This is a genomic window from Oceanospirillum beijerinckii DSM 7166 (assembly GCF_000422425.1).
Taxonomy (GTDB): Bacteria; Pseudomonadota; Gammaproteobacteria; order Pseudomonadales; family Halomonadaceae; genus Oceanospirillum; species Oceanospirillum beijerinckii.
Genome location: NZ_KE383831.1, coordinates 18,906 through 37,024, shown reverse-complemented (window position 1 = coordinate 37,024; position 18,119 = coordinate 18,906). Strand labels below are relative to the sequence as shown.

12 protein-coding genes are annotated in these 18,119 nt (G+C 47.7%); 5 read left to right on the top strand and 7 right to left on the bottom strand.

Annotated features, from left to right (window positions below; translation table 11 throughout):
* Positions 1-34 precede the first annotated feature (34 nt).
* A complete protein-coding gene (locus tag H579_RS0121775) occupies positions 35-1,228 on the top strand; it encodes a DUF3095 domain-containing protein (protein ID WP_028302418.1) in 1,194 nt (397 codons plus the stop codon).
* 437 nt (positions 1,229-1,665) lie between these two features.
* On the opposite strand, the gene tcdA is transcribed toward H579_RS0121775, so the two are convergent.
* From tcdA to H579_RS0121755, 3 genes are all read right to left on the bottom strand, one after another.
* The gene (gene tcdA / locus H579_RS27040; RefSeq protein ID WP_036567162.1) at positions 1,666-2,487 is read right to left on the bottom strand and encodes a tRNA cyclic N6-threonylcarbamoyladenosine(37) synthase TcdA; all 822 of its coding nucleotides are present in this window, start codon (positions 2,485-2,487) and stop codon (positions 1,666-1,668) included.
* 114 nt (positions 2,488-2,601) lie between these two features.
* On the bottom strand, positions 2,602-3,384 hold the full coding sequence (locus H579_RS0121760) for a tRNA pseudouridine(65) synthase TruC (protein WP_245583340.1): 783 nt from the start codon (positions 3,382-3,384) through the stop codon (positions 2,602-2,604).
* Positions 3,384-4,940 carry a SulP family inorganic anion transporter gene (locus H579_RS0121755; RefSeq protein WP_028302416.1) on the bottom strand — a complete coding sequence of 519 codons (1,557 nt, stop codon included), beginning with the start codon at positions 4,938-4,940 and terminating at the stop codon, positions 3,384-3,386. The genes H579_RS0121760 and H579_RS0121755 overlap by 1 nt, the downstream gene beginning before the upstream one ends.
* A 375-nt stretch (positions 4,941-5,315) precedes the next feature.
* Between H579_RS0121755 and H579_RS0121750 the strand changes: the two genes are divergently transcribed.
* Positions 5,316-7,007, top strand: coding sequence for a methyl-accepting chemotaxis protein (locus H579_RS0121750; protein WP_028302415.1), 1,692 nt, complete (start codon positions 5,316-5,318; stop codon positions 7,005-7,007).
* Between the two features lie 118 nt (positions 7,008-7,125).
* Here H579_RS0121750 and H579_RS28250 read toward each other — a convergent pair whose 3' ends face one another.
* Both H579_RS28250 and H579_RS0121740 read right to left on the bottom strand, forming a co-directional pair.
* On the bottom strand, positions 7,126-7,662 hold the full coding sequence (locus tag H579_RS28250; protein ID WP_051228171.1) for a GNAT family N-acetyltransferase: 537 nt from the start codon (positions 7,660-7,662) through the stop codon (positions 7,126-7,128).
* A 156-nt stretch (positions 7,663-7,818) separates the two neighbouring features.
* The gene (locus H579_RS0121740; RefSeq protein ID WP_245583339.1) at positions 7,819-8,538 is read right to left on the bottom strand and encodes a TIGR01621 family pseudouridine synthase; all 720 of its coding nucleotides are present in this window, start codon (positions 8,536-8,538) and stop codon (positions 7,819-7,821) included.
* A 139-nt stretch (positions 8,539-8,677) separates the two neighbouring features.
* Between H579_RS0121740 and H579_RS0121735 the strand changes: the two genes are divergently transcribed.
* Both H579_RS0121735 and H579_RS27030 read left to right on the top strand, forming a co-directional pair.
* Complete coding sequence (locus H579_RS0121735; protein WP_028302413.1) at positions 8,678-8,929, top strand: hypothetical protein; 252 nt, start codon at positions 8,678-8,680, stop codon at positions 8,927-8,929.
* An 83-nt stretch (positions 8,930-9,012) separates the two neighbouring features.
* Positions 9,013-9,426: a YbaN family protein gene (locus H579_RS27030; protein WP_036567160.1), complete on the top strand. Its 414-nt coding sequence runs from the start codon at positions 9,013-9,015 to the stop codon at positions 9,424-9,426.
* Positions 9,427-9,598: 172 nt separating this feature from the next.
* Here H579_RS27030 and H579_RS0121725 read toward each other — a convergent pair whose 3' ends face one another.
* Entirely contained in the window at positions 9,599-11,488 is a 1,890-nt protein-coding gene (locus H579_RS0121725; RefSeq protein ID WP_036567157.1) for a methyl-accepting chemotaxis protein, read from the bottom strand.
* Positions 11,489-12,018: 530 nt separating this feature from the next.
* Between H579_RS0121725 and H579_RS28245 the strand changes: the two genes are divergently transcribed.
* The gene (locus tag H579_RS28245; RefSeq protein WP_051228169.1) at positions 12,019-15,813 is read left to right on the top strand and encodes a Mur ligase family protein; all 3,795 of its coding nucleotides are present in this window, start codon (positions 12,019-12,021) and stop codon (positions 15,811-15,813) included.
* Between the two features lie 296 nt (positions 15,814-16,109).
* On the opposite strand, the gene htpG is transcribed toward H579_RS28245, so the two are convergent.
* The gene (htpG, locus tag H579_RS0121715; protein ID WP_028302411.1) at positions 16,110-18,026 is read right to left on the bottom strand and encodes a molecular chaperone HtpG; all 1,917 of its coding nucleotides are present in this window, start codon (positions 18,024-18,026) and stop codon (positions 16,110-16,112) included.
* Positions 18,027-18,119: the final 93 nt, after the last annotated feature.

Sequence of the window (18,119 nt, the reverse complement as noted above, 5' to 3'; positions counted from 1 at the left end):
GCAGACTTCTTGTCATTATGGAACTCAAAACACTATGAGCAGTGCCAGCAGTCATCGAAATTTCTACCAGGAGTTGACGGAGGTTTGTGCCTTCACCGACCTGTTAGAGCTGAATGCTTACCATCAGGTACCCGAAGATTGGTATGTGCTGGTCGCTGATATTGAAGGTTCGACCCAGGCTATTGAAAATGACCGCTATCAGGATGTTAACACTTTGGGAGCCAGCTGTATTATCGCAGTGCTCAACGCCTGTGAGCGCCTGGAAATTCCCTATATCTTTGGTGGTGATGGCGCCTCATTATGTATTCCACCGGACTGCCTGGAGCCTGCTCTGGCCGCTTTAAAGGGGACAGCGGCCATCTCTGAGCAGGCCTATAACCTAAAACTGAGAACAGGTTTTGTTCCCGTATCTTTACTCAGTGCAGATCGTATTCCTCTTTTGGTCAGCAAACTGCGTATCAGCCCTGGAGCCACTCAGGCCTCATTTACCGGCGGTGGTTTGCAAGCTGCGGAGAACTGGCTTAAACAGTGCCCTGAGCGTTACGGAATTCCAGACTATATTGTTGCGGATGCTGATTTCTCAGGCTTGCAGTGTCGTTGGGACCGTATTCCCAGCCCAAAGGACGAAACCGTATCTATATTAATTGAAGCCCGTTGCGATACTCTGGAGCAACAAACAGAAACCTACCGTCAGATGATGGATAAGATTCTGCATATCTACGGCGAACGGGAAGAACACCATCCTTTGCAGGCTGATAAGCTGAGCATGAGTTTTTCCCAGGAAAAGTTACGCAGTGAGTATCGTCTGTTTACCCGTAACCGAGGCGCCTTTTATAAGCTGTGGTACAAGATCAAGATGCGCGTAGTCGCCTTTTTTGGCGGTCTGATGATGGGGCATTCGATCTCTGTCAGTGGTTATAACTGGGGGCAATACAAGGCTGATATGATTGCCAATTCCGACCACAGAAAGTTTGATGATATGTTGCGTATGGTACTCGCAGGCAATCAGGTACAGCGTGAGCGGCTTATTCAATGTCTTGAAGAAGAGTTCCAGCAGGGTCGGTTGTATTACGGAACCAGTGTATCCTCGGCTGCATTATTAACTTGTCTGATTTTTCAAAGTGGCATAGATCATTTCCATTTTGTTGATGGTGCTGATGCTCTGGCTGCTCGACAACTCAAGCAACAGAGAAAGCAATCAGCAGAAATGATCAAAGACAATACGTGACGGTAGGAACCTGCACTATCCCTATGATATATAAGGAGTTAATAACTTTAAGAATGTCCGATCAATCATATCTGGCAAAGACTGGTGAAATGTCACACTTTTGATATTGCGCTGCAACATCTTTTTACTATAGTCTAATCAAACGATTTTCAGGAATACAGACTATGTCAGAGCAAGAGTTTGAAGCGCTACAGCAATGGAAGAGCAATGATATTTTGGAGGGTGTTCGCCTTCTACTTACTGTCACGGAAGTCAATAATCTTAGTGAACTACTAAGGTTGAATAAACTGGCTGAAACCTATCGCAGGACGTTTCCTCACAACAGCTAATGCTTTTTGATCAGCAGGATATAAAAAGACTATTCTCTGGTCTGGTACCGAAGAATAGCCTTTTATTTCAGAGTGTTAGTGCCAGATGATCTCAGTATGAAGAGTAGATTATGAAGCTGTTTTCTTTTCAGCCTCTTCTTTAACCCTCTCTGCCTTTGCCGCCAGTTTTTTCAGAATGCGCGATACCGCCACAAAAGCAAATGTACCGGTAACAACGGTAACCGCACCAAAACCACTGCGGCAATCCAGGCGTACGGATTCGCCATTATCCGGTTTCTGATGACACACGGAGCCATCTTCAGCGGGATAAACCAGTTGTTCGGTAGAATAAACCGCTTCCACACCAAAACGGCGCTTGGTGTTGGTGGGGAAATTATAGTTACGGCGCAACTGATTACGAGTCTTAGCTAACAGCGGATCCTGCTCGGTTTTACTCAGATCAGCCGTCGTAATCTGCAGTGGATCGGTCTGACCACCGGCACCGCCAATGGTGATCAGCGGGATCTTATTACGACGGCAATACGCGATCATGGCACACTTATGCTTTACCGAGTCAATCGCATCCAGCACATAATCGAACTCTTTGCTCATCAGCTCTGCGACATTTTTTTCGGTGACAAAAGCCGATACCGCATTCACCTGACATTCTGGGTTGATCAAACGAATACGCTCGGCCATCGCGTCTACCTTGGAGTGACCAATCTGGCCATCCAACGCATGAATCTGGCGGTTGATATTAGAGGTACAGATATCATCCAGATCGATCAAAGTAATCTGACCGATACCACTGCGGGCCAGGGCCTCAGCGCCCCAGGAACCGACACCACCAATACCCACTACGGCCACATGGGCCTGACGAAACGCCTGGGCCGCTACAGTGCCATACAGGCGCTCAATACCGCCAAAGCGGTAAGCGTAATCATCACTCATCTTTCTATTACTCAAATTTAACTCAGATTAGCTACAGCTTTTTCAATACAAGCTAACCTGTTCAATCAAACCAACTTGTTTAATCAAACCAAAGCCCGGCGCAAACCATATTGCCTAACGATAGCGTTCTACCCACAACTGCCAACCCAGTCGGTTCATTAAGGCCAGCATATTATCCTGAACCGGCGCTTTAATCGTCAGTTTTTCACCACTGACTGGGTGATCAAAACTGATCTCTGTTGCTGCCAGCAGTAAGCGATCACTGTCCATACACTCTTTAAAATAGCGGTTATAGCGCCCACGGCCATGTTTGGCATCACCGATAATCGGGTGGTTGATATGTTTCATATGACGGCGAATCTGATGGCGGCGTCCGGTTTCTGGTTTCACTTCCACCAAAGAAAAACGACTCTGGGGATAACGCTCAATCAATACCGACAGCTCCGCCTGAGCCAGACAGCGGTAGTGACTGACCGCCGGTTGTGGATCGGACTTGATCTTGCTGCCCGGCATCTTTTTATCCGGCTCTTCCACCAGCGCATGATCAATTGTGCCGGACTCAGGAGCATAGCCCCGTACCACCGCCAGATAGGTTTTATCTATCTGCTTAGCCGTAAACTGTTCGGTGAGCTTACGGGCGATCTCTGAGCTTAAAGCGAACACCAGCGCACCTGAAGTCGGCTTATCCAGACGATGCACGGGATAAACCCGCTGACCGATCTGGTTGCGCACTAACTGCAGGGCAAAACGGGTCTCGTGACGATCAATGGGGCTGCGATGCACCAGCAAGCCGGTTGGTTTGTTGATCACAATCAGAGCGTCATCCTGATACAAAACGGGCAGGATCTCATCCTGCCCGTTATTGTTACCAGAGTCAGTTTCCGGTAGCTCCATCATTACGCCAGCTTATCCGTTGCAACATGGTACTTAGGATCTTCGATCACATTCACTTCCACCAGATCACCGGCCTGCTTCAACAACTCCCGACACTCACCGCTCAGATGACGCAGGTGCAGGGTTTTACCCGCAGCGATATATTTCTCTGCCAGGGCATCAATCGCTTCCAGGGCCGAATGATCACTCACGCGGGAGTTACGGAAGTCCAGCACCACATCCTGAGGATCATTTTTCGGATCAAACTGCTCACGGAAATTATTGATCGAGGCAAAGAAAAGCGGACCTGTCAGCTCGTATACACGGCGCTCGTCATTGTCTTCAATAATACGCACCTGAATATGCTTGGCGTGTTCCCAGGCAAAGATCAGCGCGGAAACAATCACGCCCACGATGACTGCAATCGCCAGATCGGTCACCACGGTGACACCGGATACCAGTACGATCACAAAGGCATCGGACTTAGGAATCTTGCCCATCATGCGCAGACTGGCCCATTCAAAGGTGCCAATCACCACCATAAACATTACGCCGACCAAGGCCGCAACCGGGATCATCTCGATCAAAGAAGAGGCGAACAGGATAAACAACAGCAGGAATACCGCTGCAGTAATACCGGACAGACGACCACGACCACCAGAGTTAATGTTGATCATACTCTGACCGATCATGGCACAACCGCCCATACCGCCGAAGAAACCGGTCAGAATGTTTGCAGTACCCTGACCGACACATTCTTTATTGCCACGACCTCGGGTTTCCGTCATCTCGTCGATCAGACTCAGGGTCAGCAGGGATTCAATCAGACCTACCGCCGCCAGAATCAGAGAATACGGCAGAATAATCCACAGCGTTTCCAGTGTCAGCGGTACCATAGGAATATGGAACTCTGGGAAGCCACCTGCAATAGAGGCCAGCGGATCATTGGTCATATCTGCCAATACGTTTTGTACCGTACGGGCATCCAGATCCATAAAGATCGCCAGCAGCGTTACAGTCACAATCGCAGCCAGTGAAGAAGGAATCGCCTTGGTAAACTTCGGTAGGTAGTGAATAATCGCCATGGTTAGAATAATCAGGCCACCCATAATCATCAGGGGTTCGCCAGACATCCACACCATATCGCCGGATTCATCTTTCCACTTAAATTGACCCAACTGAGCCAGGAAGATCACGATAGCCAGACCGTTCACAAAGCCCAACATCACCGGGTGAGGCACCATGCGGATAAACTTCCCCAGACGGAAAATACCGGCAGCAATCTGAAAGATCCCCATCAGCACCACAGCGGCAAACAGATACTCAACGCCGTGCTGAGCCACAAGGGACACCATCACAACGGCCAGTGCACCGGTTGCACCAGAGATCATACCCGGACGACCACCGATACAGGCAGTGACCAGACCCACCATAAAGGCCGCATACAAACCCACTAAAGGTTCAACACCGGCCACAAAAGCAAAAGCTACAGCTTCTGGCACAAGAGCCAGAGCCACGGTTAAACCCGACAAGACATCGTTCTTCATCTGCGCGGGCGTTAAATAGCGCTTGGAATCCATCTGTTTCCTCTAAAGGGCTGTATTCTGTGTGGGGGGATAGGAAGGGGGCAAGATTTTACAGCAAGGCATTCGCTTGTGCAAAAGCCCATCTGCTTTAGAGCAGCGAAACAACCGTTTTCAGGGCAAGTAATCCCATCCTTTCTGACGCCTTGATACAGAAAATATCGAAATATTTGTCCCCCTGTGAAATGGGTCAAATTGATAATTGCAGACTAGCCAACTAGGGTTAAAGTGACGTGACACTGAAGGCTGATTTTTATTTCGTCAAAAAGTTTTCTGCGTTTGATGCAAAACAATTAAACCTCTACAAGAGCTGCGATTTAAACGATAATATTTTCAATGACTTAAGACCTTCCATTGCAAGGAGCTTTACCCATGAATAACCTTGGCCTGTTTGGCAAGATGGCCATACCGATTGTGGCTATTATTGCCCTGATCGCACTGGTACTGGCCCTCTTTATCCCCTACCAGCTTAATCGAACCGTAATGGACGGCGTGATTAATAACTCTCAAGCCACTGTTGATCAATTTAAAACCATACGTCAGTACTACACACAGAATGTGATCAAGAAGGTGGTTAAGTCTAATGATTTAAGACCTGGCAGCGACCACAAGTCAAACCCTAACAAAGTACCACTGCCAGCAACCATGATTCATGACTTGAGTGGTTTGATGAAAGAGAAGGGGCTGGAAATCAAGCTGTACAGCGCCTATCCATTCCCTAACCGTGCGGATCGCCGCCTGTCTGACTTTGAGCGCTCCGCCTGGGATAAGCTGAGTAATACCCCAGGAGCCACCATCGTCGAAGAATTCGAGGACAATGGTCGCCATCTGGTTAAGGTGGCTATTGCCGATACGATGTCAGCAGAGGCTTGCGTCGCCTGTCATAACAGTCACCCGGATACACCCAAGAATGATTGGAAAATGGGTGGTGTGCGGGGTGTACTGGAAGTGACAACCGATATCAGTCACCAGTTGGAAGCGGGACGTGCTACCAGTGCCAAAATCACGCTGCTGGTCGTTGGACTGTTGCTGCTCACTCTGGTCAGTTTGTGGTTGGTCTACCAGCGTGTAATTCAGCGTCGTCTGAATAATCTGAACAAAGCCATGGAGGAGATTGCCAAAGGCGATGGTGATCTGACCGCTCAATTAGTGGAGAAGGGCAATGATGAAATTACGCACTTGTCCCACTCGTTTAATCACTTCACAGGGCATATCCGCGATATGGTGCGTCAGATGGCGCAAACCAGTGACTCTCTGAATACCACGGCAGAGTCGATGACGCAGCAGGCATCGGATAACAGAGCACGTCTGGAGCGCCAGGCCCATGAGACCAATCAGGCCGCTACCGCGATTAACGAGATGGTCGCCACCGTAGCCGATGTGGCTAAAAATGCCGCAGAAGCTGCCCAGGCCGCCCAAACGGCTAATGCCGTAGCCGAAGATGGCCATAGAGTGGTGAACGCCACCCGCAGTGATATTGATCAGTTAGCTGACAATATCAACCAGGCGATGTCGGCGATTCGTCGTTTGGATGAAGAGTCTGAAAATATTACCGGTATGGTGAATGTGATTCGCTCTATCGCTGAACAAACCAATCTGTTGGCACTGAACGCAGCCATTGAAGCTGCCCGTGCCGGTGAGCAGGGGCGTGGTTTTGCGGTGGTAGCCGATGAGGTCAGAAGCCTGGCCAGTCGTACTCAGGAGGCCACAGAAGAGATTCAGAAGGTGATTGAGGAGCTGCAAACCGGGACAACGTCATCGGTTCAGGTGATGACCAAGAGCTGCGAGCACGCCCAGCAAACCGTTATTCAGGCGGAATCGGCCAACGAGGCGCTTAATGCAATCGCCAGTGCCGTTGCCCAGATCACGGCCATGAACGATCAAATTGCCAGCGCCAGTGAAGAACAAAGCGCTGTAGCCAATGAGATCGAACAGAATATCATGGCGATTAACAATGTGTCTGAAGAAGCGGCGACCGCTTCCGAGCAAGCCGCAGAAAACAGTGCCCGTCTGACACAGCTTTCCCATGAGCTAAAAGCACTGGTCAGTCGCTTTAAATATTAACCGATTGTCAAAGCTGAGGCCGGTTTATCACCGGGTTAGCAAAGCAGATAAAACCATTCGGGTCGGTTGGCCCGAATGGTTTATACAAAGGCTGAAATGATTGAAAACCTAAGGTGGCTTATAGCCTTAGGTTCATGCGGTAAAGATCAATAAACTGATCATCGTAGTGCAGTGCTTCGGGTTCAACACCATTGTGCTGAAAGCCTAAATGTTGATAGAGGGTAATCGCTGCTTCTGAGGATGCACTCACCTCCAGTATCAGATAACGCAAATCAGGCAAGGTACGTGCATAATCGATCAGGATCTCAAGTAAGGCTCTGCCGATACCGTAACGGCGAAACTCAGGCAGAACACATAAACTGCTAACAATCCCTCTGTGCTGCCGGACCTGACCTGCCAGACTTTCCAGCCCTATCATGCCAACCATACGATCACCATAAAACGCGCCCCAAAGCATTGAGCGTGGATTATTTTGAAAACGCTGTAACATGGAAAACATCTGAGCCTGACTGATCTGGCGCTCTTCATCCAATAACACACAGAAGCTGTGTGGATCATGGCCGATACACTGTACACGCAGCTGAATTAAAGCCTGTGCATCCCGTGGCGTGAGTTCACGAATCTGCACAGTACATGACGCATTCCCTTCAGACATATTAATAACCCTACCCTTATTATTTTTGTTCGCAAGGCGCTAATACACCTTATCACTACTGTGGGTAGGCCACTAGTGAACTAAGATAGTGCATTGATAAGAAACGCAGTGGCTATAAACCTTATGCGTGCCCAGCAATCGGGCAAAAATCTCAAGCTATGATGGCCACGAAAGAGTTTCCGGTGTACACCACTGTTCTACCGCCGCCAGGAACTGAGGTGTTAAAAACTGTCCCCCTTGTTCTGGCTGAGCACAGTAGCGATAGCTTACGCTCTTTAGTTCAAAAGCGATGACATAGGCATGGAGGTAGGTTCTGTCATAGTCACTTGCTTGTTGAGCATCGCTATAAAGCAGGTCACCACAAATAGGGGCACCCAGGCTTTTCATCGCAACTCTTAGCTGATGGGTTTTCCCTGTAAGCGGTTTAAGCAAAAAAGCCCGAATACCCGGTGTAACGGAAGTGGTAAAAAACTGGGTCACTGCCGGGTTGTGCTGACTGTTTACCAGCTTCCAGCTACTGCGTCGGGAGCGTTGCATATCGCCCTTAATCCAACCCTGTTTCTTCTTCGGTTTTTTATCGGCCAGTGCCAGATAGTACTTTTGAATGGTTTTCTCTTTAAACAGCTGTGCCAATTGAGCACAACTTTCGGAGGTTCGGGCCAGAATCAACAAACCGGAGGTCACCTTATCCAGGCGATGCACCAGGTACAGTTCCGGCAGGTTTAAAGCCTCGGCTACTTTTTCACAGATGCCCGGCTCATCGCCATCCCTGTGCACATCCACACCTGGGGCTTTATTGATGACAACAAAGTCATCCTGCAGATCGAGTACTGAAAAATCAGGGGACAGATCGAAATTATTATTTGATGGGGCCAAAATCATTCCACTTACTATTCGGGGTTATTCAGTTAAAGCTTATCCATAATATTACCAGGAGCCCGTAAGCCTCTGTTAAGCTTAGTCTTTGACCCTATGACTATATTTAGTCGCTATTGACGATGAAAAGGTTTTTACGATGAAAAAGGTTATTGTAACCCTGTCTCTGTTATTTACATCACTAACGGCCATTACATTTTCCAATATGAGCCATGCCTCCTGTGCCCTAAAACAGGATGCCTGTGAAGCCGGTTGCAAGATCCGTTACTTTAACGATAGTTTAGGAAAAATGGGCTGTATGGCTGAGTGTGTTGCTGAACGTGCGGTTTGTTCCACTAAAGAAGGGGCAGAAACGGCAGCAGAAAAAACTAAAAAGTTGCTGGAAGAATAAATCTTAGGCAGACAAAAACCGCTGTTTGATCCAAAATATCTATATCGCTCAAACTGTTAGCGACTTTGGTAAAGGAATATTGTATGCAGCGGTTAAAACGTCCTCTTTACTTGTGCGCTGGATTCCTGGCTCTGGTGCTGGGCGCTATCGGCGTCGTCCTGCCCCTGCTACCAACCACCCCTTTTGTGATACTGGCGGCATTCTTTTTCTCGAAAGGCTCTGAACGGCTGCATCAGTGGCTGTTAAACCAGAAAACCTTTGGCCCCATGATACGTGCCTGGGAGCAGCACAAGGTGATACCCCATAAAGCCAAACTGATCTCTACCGTCATGATGCTTACTATGATCAGTTATCCATTGTTTTTCCGTCCCTTTGCGCTATGGCTGAAAGTGATTGTGGTCTTTACCGTATTTTATGCCATGTGGTTTGTCTGGAGTCACCGCTCAGAACCCCTGGATATTTCTGTCGCACGCTATATGACAGAGTTGCAAAAATAAAAAAGAGCTGCAGAAATAAAAGAGCTGCAAAAGTCATTACAGATGGTGCGAGGTTCCCTCTTTGCAGCCTAAGCAATAAAAAACCAGATACCTTCACCGTGGCAAAGTTATCTGGTTTCATTCACTATCAACAGCAGCTGTTTTGGCTTTTTAACTGTAGCTTAACGGGTTTTTACAGCTTGAATAAACGCACCTGTTCATGCAGGCGGTCAGCCAAACGATTCAGCTCACCTGCCCGCTCTTTAGCCTGATCAGACTCCTGGGCCAACAGATCTGCAATTGCGCTGATGCGCTGAGTATTTTCAGATATATTGGTATTGACCAGGCTTTGCTCTTCCGTTGCTGCTGCGGTTTGCGTTGACATATCACTGATATGAGAGATGGCATCCGTGATGTAGATCAGTTTATCGTAGGCCTCACTGGCTTCTGCTACACTCATGCCTGCCTGCTCCTGGCTTTTGCTCATAATACTGACTGCATCCGCAGATGCTTTTTGCAGGCTGATAATCATCTCCTGAATCTCTTCCGTGGATTGATGGGTACGCTGTGACAGAACACGTACTTCATCCGCGACTACCGCAAAACCACGGCCTTGTTCTCCGGCCCGAGCTGCTTCAATAGCGGCGTTCAGCGCCAATAAGTTTGTCTGCTCTGCAATATCCTGAATCGTCGACAGAATAGTATTAATCTGCTGAGCATGTTCGCTAAGGCGATCAATGACATCCGCTGCGTTTTGTACTTGCCCTGCCAGATTTTCGATTGAGCTGCGACTATGGGCAACCACTGTCTGACCTTCCTTACTGGCCGCTGCACACTGCTGAGCTGCTGTGGCTGTATTTTCAGCGTTACTGGCAATTTCCTGGGTTGCTGTAGCCATCTGAGAGACCGCAGTTGCAACCATAGCGACTTCCTGCATCTGATTCTGCACATCATCACTGGTACGCTGTGCTACCTGAGCGCTGTCATTGGATGTCGTACGCAAACTCACCGATAGTTCTGAGATTTCACGAATAATTTTATTCAGGGAATCCACAAAATGATTAAAGTGACCGGCTAAAACACCGATCTCATCTTTAGTCGTCACCTTAAGGCGCTTAGTCAGATCACCTTCACCCAGGGCGATCTCTGCCAGTGCTTTACCGATCTCTCTCAATGGTTTTAGTACTCGGCTCACGACCATCATGCCAATCAGGGCAGACAGAGCAATCAATACAATTGAAACCACAATATTTTTAATCAACAACTCAGTCAGAGGAGCCATGACTGCGTCTTTTTCCAATGCGACGCCAACGTAGAAACGACTGCTTCCTACCTGCTCAAAACGGATCAGATGCTCAACACCGTTTAACTTTTGAGTCACCAGCTGTTTTTGTTGCGCCAGTTTTTGTATCAGAGCCTGATCAAGCTCCCGGCCCACCTGACTGATGGGTTGCATGCTCAGCGCTTTATCCGGGTGTGCGACTACAATGCCGCTTTCATCAACGAGCATAGCGAATCCCTGACTACTGATACTGATATTACGCACGGTATCAACCACTTCAGACAGCCCCAGGTCAGCAGCGGTTACCGCACTGAAGCGCCCGTTATGGGTTACCGGTGTAGCGACTGACAGCACCAATAGACCTGAGTTGGCATCCGCATAAGGCTCCGTCACGATAGTGCCATTCTTCTGTTTTGCGGCCATATACCAAGGTCGTACACGGGGATCAAATTTCTTCTCTTCCAGATAGGTTTGAATATCTGGCTTACTGAACAGAAAACTACCGTCTTCCCTGGCGATATAGAAAACATCAAAACGGCCTGATTTTTCTGCTTGCAGAATTAGCGGCATCAGATGTTCTTGCTGACTGGATATCTGGGCAAAAGACTCCACGATAGCAATCTTGTTATTAAACCAGGCATCAATCGTGATATTGGCATCATGTACTAAACGTTCCGTGTCTGTACCGACGGAGCCTACAATCTCTTTTTCCAGATCGGAATAGCTAATCAGTGTCAAAATCAGTGTGACTAAAAGTACCGGCAGTAAAACCACTGCCAACACTTTGTTTTTTAACGTCATCACGTAACCTCCGGGGTAATCTGTGCTTTTTTAGTTGTAGTTCGCACCCAAACAGGACTTTCTCAATATCCTCTGGTGAGTCACCGGGGAATAAGAAGATTCAGTTCGAAAAGTATTGCTTGGGGCTTATTTGAGACTTAATCGTGCACCTGTTATGGCTTATGCACCTTTCTTCTTTTGCCCATGCAATAGAACCTGCATCTGATCATTAAAGTCCGGGCAATTTCTTACAACAAAAGTCTAATATAAAAAATGCTGCTAACCCAGATGATCAACTGAGAAATGTGTAAATTTTAGAAAACATCACCGTAATACTGCCTTGATCTGGTCTATAGATACATTTTGTTACCTATATAAAAAACACCTGAATGGATACATAAAAGCCAGATAAATCATCATTTTGTTGGCCACTCATGCCTGTCACGAAGAGATCAGGTACACTTATGAAAAGTTTTGGAAAAGCATCGCGGGTCTGATAATGGCAGCAATAATGACTGCAGATCACGCATGAACTTGGATGGAAAAGCCAGATGTCACTTTCTACTTTACTGCACAAACTGCAACCAGAACTGACTAAGCACATCAGACCATTAGACAGTCCCTGGCCTACTTACACGCTGTTCTTCTCCATTAGTGACGGTGAGCAACGTGCTCAGGTGGTGAATACATCTGCTGATACCTTGGAACAAGCCTGGGAACAGGGCCATGAAGCGGTGCTGGCACTGGCCGAGCAGTTTGATATTTCCCCCTGCTGGCTCAGAGTTGATTGGGTCAATGAGGTGAAAGAGTACACCTGGCAAAACATGAAACAGTTGATTACCCAGGCTAAACGAAACTATTTTCGTTATGGCCTGGCGTTAGATGATCAACTGGAGTTTGCTTTTCTGGAACAGGAGCTGAATGCCAATGCTACTTTGTTTATGGGTAATAAAGTTCAGCATGCTCAACTGAATGAAAAGAACTTTACTGTCTACGCCAGTGGACGTTATGGCAAACAGCTGACGTTAGATTTCTCTGACGATAAAACTGTCTATCGCCTCAGTACTCAGGGCATATTCTGTGCCGAAGATAGCGATCCTTTGTTATTGCATGATCAGGGGCTGAATGCCGGTCGCCGCATTATCTACCCTCTGGGTGATGAACAAACCCGTGCTATGATCCAAAGCAGCAGTGATTATCTAGCGGGACAAGTACAGGAAACAGGGCAATTTAATTATGGCTGGCACCCCTGCTTTGGCCGCCAAATCGATGCCTACAACACCTTACGTCATATCAGCACGACCTATGCCATGCTGGAAGCCTGGGAAGTTACTCAGGACGATGCTTTAAAAGCGGCTATTGAGCGCTCCTTACACTATCTGACTTCAGAGTTAATTAAAGATGTCACCTTAGGTGATGGCACTGAAGCGGCCTTTTTAATCGAAGTAAATAATGAAATTAAGCTGGGTGGTAATGCCGTTAGTCTGTTGGTACTAACAAAATACATCGAGTTAATGGGAGACGAGCAATACCGGCCTCTACTGGAGCGCCTGGCTCTGGGCATCCAATATATGCAGGATCCAAATAACGGCGAGTTTATTCACGTGATAAGCTACCCGGAATTAACCGTTAAAGAAGGTGTTCGTATTATTTACTATGACGGCGAAGCCGCCTTCAGTTTAATGCGCTTCTATGCTTTAACCAAGGATGAACGCTGGCTAAACATAGTAGAAAAAGCCTTTGATTACCTGATTAAAACCGATCATTGGCGTGCTCGTGACCATTGGCTTAGTCACTGCATCAATGAATTAGTCCAATATCGTCCTGAGGAACGCTATTACCAGTTTGGTATTCAAAATGTTGCGGACTATCTGGATGTTATCCAACAGCGTATTACAACGTCGCCAGAGCTATTAGAGCTAATGATGGCTGCACACAAGATGGTGACACATCTGAAAGAACAGCCAGAATTCAATCATCTGCTGAAACAGCTGGATCTTGATAAGTTTTATCGAGCCTTGGAGTACCGTGCTCACTATCTGATGAACGGGCATTTCTGGCCGGAATACGCCATGTTCTTTAGAAACCCAAATACGATTGTTGGTAGCTTCTTTATTCGTCATCACGCTTTTCGGGTTCGTATTGATGATGTCGAAAACTACCTATCAGGTTATGTGGCATACCTGAACCACTATTTGAATCCGTTGCAATCTGAGGAGCAAAGCGTTTTGCCCGCTGCCTCTGACAATCAATCTGAAGTTCTGGACGGGCAGTCAGAAGTAATCCATGCACCTGAAGTGGATACACAGGAAGTCGAGTCTGAAACTATCGAAGCTCTGGAAGCTGATACACAGGAAGAGAAGTCTGAAGTTACCGATACGCCAGAGGAAGAGACTCAAGAAGTAGAGCCTGAATCATTTGAGTCTGAGGGGCAGGAAATTGAATCAGAAGCAGTCGATACACTAGAGGCTGAGACCCAAGAGGTTGAAACCCAAGAGGTTGAAACCAAAGTAATCGATACACCGGAACTTGAAACCCCAGACCTATCTGAAAATGAAGTTCAGGAAGCCCAAGGGGATACCATTGATCAGTCGGAAGTAGAAGAACTAGGGGGAGAAGCGGATACTATCATTGCACCTGAGGCTGAAATACAGGAAGAGAAACCTGATGTTACTGAACCGCCAGAAGATGGGGGTCAGGAAATTGAACCTGAAGCAATCGAGACACTAGAAACCGAAGCTCAAGATATTGAAACCGAAGTGGTTGATATACTTGAATTTGATGCAGCCCTTGAGGCTCCTGCGGCTGAAGTTGATGAAGCTGAGCCAGAGCCCTTTGACGCTACTGATGTTGAAGAAACCATCTCTGATTTTGAGAAAGCAGAGCTGGATATGGTAATGCGCGCTTTGGATGATTCAGAAGTAACCCCATCTGTTGAATCAGCCGAAACAGAATCAAACGCGCCTGCAGGCTTCACCAAAAACTATAGCGGCGGCATTAACTGGACTGCCAGCCGACTGGAAACTGCAACAGAGGGTGAGTGGTTACGAGCCCCAGGCAACGATCACTGGCGCGCGACCGGTCTTTGCCTTGATTCATCTATATTCCAGCCTGGCCAAATGGTTGTGGCTGGCTCTGAAGATCAACAAAACTATTTTTCAAAACAAGAGATAGAGAGCCTTCCTTGCACTGCCCAGGCTATCTTGACTCAAGATGATTGGCCATTGGATGCTTTTGCTGCATCTATTCCAATATTAAAAGTATTCGATCTTGATCAGGCAGTGATGTCGATGGCCGCTTATGCTCGTGCACAGCTACTGGGTAAAGCTATTGGCATTACAGGTAATGCGGGTAAAACAACGACGCTAGCGATGTTAAGCCAAGCTTTAGCGCCATACGGAAAAGTTTCTCATAGCAGACACGACGCGACCCAAACCAAAGATCTGGCAGAACATATCACTTCTATGCCTTGGGATACTGACTTTACTATTCTGGAAATACCCCTTAGAGATTTAGCTCATAGTTCAACGGTAGTAAAACCGGATATCGCGATATTGATTAATGCCAGCGAAGCACAATCAATCTTTGCGGCAATGGACCCAGGTAGCTATGCCGTCATCAATCGGGATATGCCTGAGTGGGATACGGTTTCACAAGCAGCTGAAGCTAAATCTCTGCGAGTTATCTCCTTTGGTGAACACGAAGGCAGTGATATTCGCCTGTTAGATATCGCTCCTGATACAGGGGTTGTGACGGCCAAAGTGAGCGATCAGGAAACCCGCTTTGTTCTGAATTGTGCTGGGATTCATATGGCGCTGAATGCTCTGGCCTGTTTAGGTGTCACTTATGCTCTGGGGCTACAAAGAGCACCCGCAGAAGGCATCTTTAGCCTGTTTCAACCACTTTCCAGCCGTGGAGAAGTACTACAGCTCACCATCAAAGATGATCCTTTTACCGTCATTGATGACACTTATAGTGCTAACCCTAGCTCGATGAAGGCATCGCTTCAAGCGCTTGGAAGCCAGAAAGCACGACGCAAACTGCTTATTTTGGGCGATATGCAAGATGCTTATGGTGCTTCAGACCAGGAACACGAAGCGCTGATACCCTTGATCAAAGCGGTGAATCCTCGAGTGGTCTTCTTAATCGGTGATCGCATGGAGAAAATCCAACCCATGCTGAAAGAAGCAGGCGTAAATAGCCATTTCCGTAAAAATATCACCATGATTAAACGGGCGGTGGCCAACTTCCTGAAAAAAGACGATCTTGTACTCTTCAAATCATCTCAGGGTGTGGGTTTACATGACGCGGTTGAGCATTTAGCTAACCTGAAACCAGAAGAATAAATAATACCAATCCCGATAAATATTGTAGATCGGAAAAGCCGCAAGGCGCCTTCCGACAATTGAGATAGATGTCGGATGGCGCTTCGCTTATCCGACCTACGAGCTTCATATATCAAAACTTATCGCGAAAGGTATAAAGCGGTCGGTTTCTGGCTAGAAACTGGCTGGTACTCTGCCCGTTTATCCTATTCGCCCTGTTTGTTCCAAGATCAAAATATATGCTTTAAGCACAAAAAAGGGCTGCCAATTGGCAGCCCCTTCTATTTTTACGGAGTGCTTTTACTCGCCAGGTCAGGTTAACCCGCCAGATCCAGCAGCAGGCGATTCAGACGCTGAACGTAAGCTGCAGCATCTTTTAGCTGACGACCTTCCGCCAGCATCGCCTGGTCCAATACGATACGGGCCAGCTCGCCAAAGCGATCTTCGTCTGCTTCCTGGTCCAATTTCAGAATCAGGGGGTGAGTTGGGTTCAGTTCCAGCACTGGCTTGGCTTCAGGGATCTCCTGACCCGCAGCGGCCATAATCTGACGCATCTGCTCGCCCATTTCGCCATCTTTCAGAACCACGCACGCTGGGGATTCAGTCAGGCGGTGAGTCACACGCACATCTTCAACCTGCTCTTTCAGCAGCTCTTTAACGCGCTCAACCATACCTTCTACTTTCTCTGCAGCTTCTTCCTGAGCCTTCTTGTCTTCTTCAGACTCAGTATCACCCAGATCCAGCTCGCCTTTGGCAACATCCTGGAAAGACTTGCCATCAAACTCGGTCAGGTGGCTCATCAGCCATTCGTCGATGCGATCCGCCAGCAGCAGTACTTCGATACCCTTCTTACGGAAGATCTCCAGATGTGGGCTGTTTTTCGCAGTATTGTAGTTTTCTGCTGTCAGGTAGTAGATCTTATCCTGACCTTCTTTCATACGCTCAACGTATTCAGCCAAAGCGACATTCTGTACATCGGAGTCGTTGTGAGTGGAAGCAAAGCGCAGCAACTTGGCGATCTTCTCTTTGTTGGAGAAATCTTCGCCTGGGCCTTCTTTCAGTACACTACCGAACTCGTTCCAGAAGGTCTGGTATTTCTCAGCATCATTTTTCGCCAGTTTGCTCAGCATATCCAGTACACGCTTGGTCAGTGCACTCTTCATAGACGTGATATTTGGATCCTGCTGCAAAATCTCACGGGATACGTTCAGAGACAGGTCGTTGGAGTCGACAACACCCTTGATAAAACGCAGGTACAGCGGCAGGAACTGTTCAGCGTCATCCATGATGAATACGCGCTGCACGTACAGTTTCAGGCCACGGGATGCTTCACGGTGGTATAGGTCAAACGGTGCTTTACCTGGCAGATACAGCAGGCTGGTGTATTCCAGCTTACCTTCAACCTTGTTGTGGCTCCAGGCCAGAGGATCGGCAAAGTCATGGGAAACGTGCTTGTAGAACTCCTGGTACTCTTCGTCTTTCACGTCAGTACGGGAGCGGGTCCACAGGGCTTTCGCTTCGTTAACCGCTTCAAACTCAGGTGCTTTATCTGCCGCGTCTTCATCTTCTTCCGGCGCACCAAAGCTCTGCTTTTCCATCAGTACAGGTACAGCGATATGATCGGAGTACTTACGGATCAGGTTACGCAGGCGGAAGTCTTCAGAGAACTCTTTCTCATCCGCTTTCAGTTTCAGCGTGATGCTGGTGCCACGCTCTGCTTTTTCAACGGTCTCAATGGTGAACTCGCCATCACCCTTAGAAACCCAGCGCACACCTTCTGATGTTGGAGAACCCGCTTTACGAGTCACCACCTCTACTTCATCAGCCACAATGAAAGAAGAGTAGAAACCGACACCGAACTGACCAATCAGCTGAGAATCTTTTTTCTGATCACCGGTCAGCTGGCTCAGGAATTCTGCTGTACCGGACTTAGCGATTGTACCCAGGTGGTCAATTACATCCTGACGGTTCATACCGATACCGGAATCGCTGATGGTGACGCTGTTGTTTTCACTGTCAGTCGTGATCTTAACCTGCAGTTCAGACTGACCTTCGTACAGGGCATCATTCTCCAGCGCGTTATAACGCAGTTTGTCACAAGCATCAGAGGCGTTGGAGATCAGCTCACGCAGGAAGATCTCTTTGTTGGAGTACAAAGAGTGAATCATCAGGTGTAACAGCTGTTTTACTTCTGTCTGAAAACCAAGGGTTTCTTTCTGTGCTTCTGTAGACATTCCGTCAAACTCCTAAAAAACAATCCAGATCTGGCATCGGTCAGATCATTTCTTAACTCAGAGAGTGGCTATTCAGAGCCACTACTTTTGCTA

Coding starts and splice junctions, on each gene's coding strand:
- H579_RS0121775 (WP_028302418.1), top strand. CDS start 35: ATGAGCAGTGCCAGCAGTCATCGAAATTTCTACCAGGAGTTGACGGAG.
- H579_RS28245 (WP_051228169.1), top strand. CDS start 12,019: ATGTCACTTTCTACTTTACTGCACAAACTGCAACCAGAACTGACTAAG.
- H579_RS27030 (WP_036567160.1), top strand. CDS start 9,013: ATGCAGCGGTTAAAACGTCCTCTTTACTTGTGCGCTGGATTCCTGGCT.
- H579_RS0121755 (WP_028302416.1), bottom strand. CDS start 4,940: ATGGATTCCAAGCGCTATTTAACGCCCGCGCAGATGAAGAACGATGTC.
- H579_RS28250 (WP_051228171.1), bottom strand. CDS start 7,662: ATGTCTGAAGGGAATGCGTCATGTACTGTGCAGATTCGTGAACTCACG.
- H579_RS0121760 (WP_245583340.1), bottom strand. CDS start 3,384: ATGATGGAGCTACCGGAAACTGACTCTGGTAACAATAACGGGCAGGAT.
- H579_RS0121735 (WP_028302413.1), top strand. CDS start 8,678: ATGAAAAAGGTTATTGTAACCCTGTCTCTGTTATTTACATCACTAACG.
- htpG (WP_028302411.1), bottom strand. CDS start 18,026: ATGTCTACAGAAGCACAGAAAGAAACCCTTGGTTTTCAGACAGAAGTA.
- tcdA (WP_036567162.1), bottom strand. CDS start 2,487: ATGAGTGATGATTACGCTTACCGCTTTGGCGGTATTGAGCGCCTGTAT.
- H579_RS0121725 (WP_036567157.1), bottom strand. CDS start 11,488: ATGACGTTAAAAAACAAAGTGTTGGCAGTGGTTTTACTGCCGGTACTT.
- H579_RS0121750 (WP_028302415.1), top strand. CDS start 5,316: ATGAATAACCTTGGCCTGTTTGGCAAGATGGCCATACCGATTGTGGCT.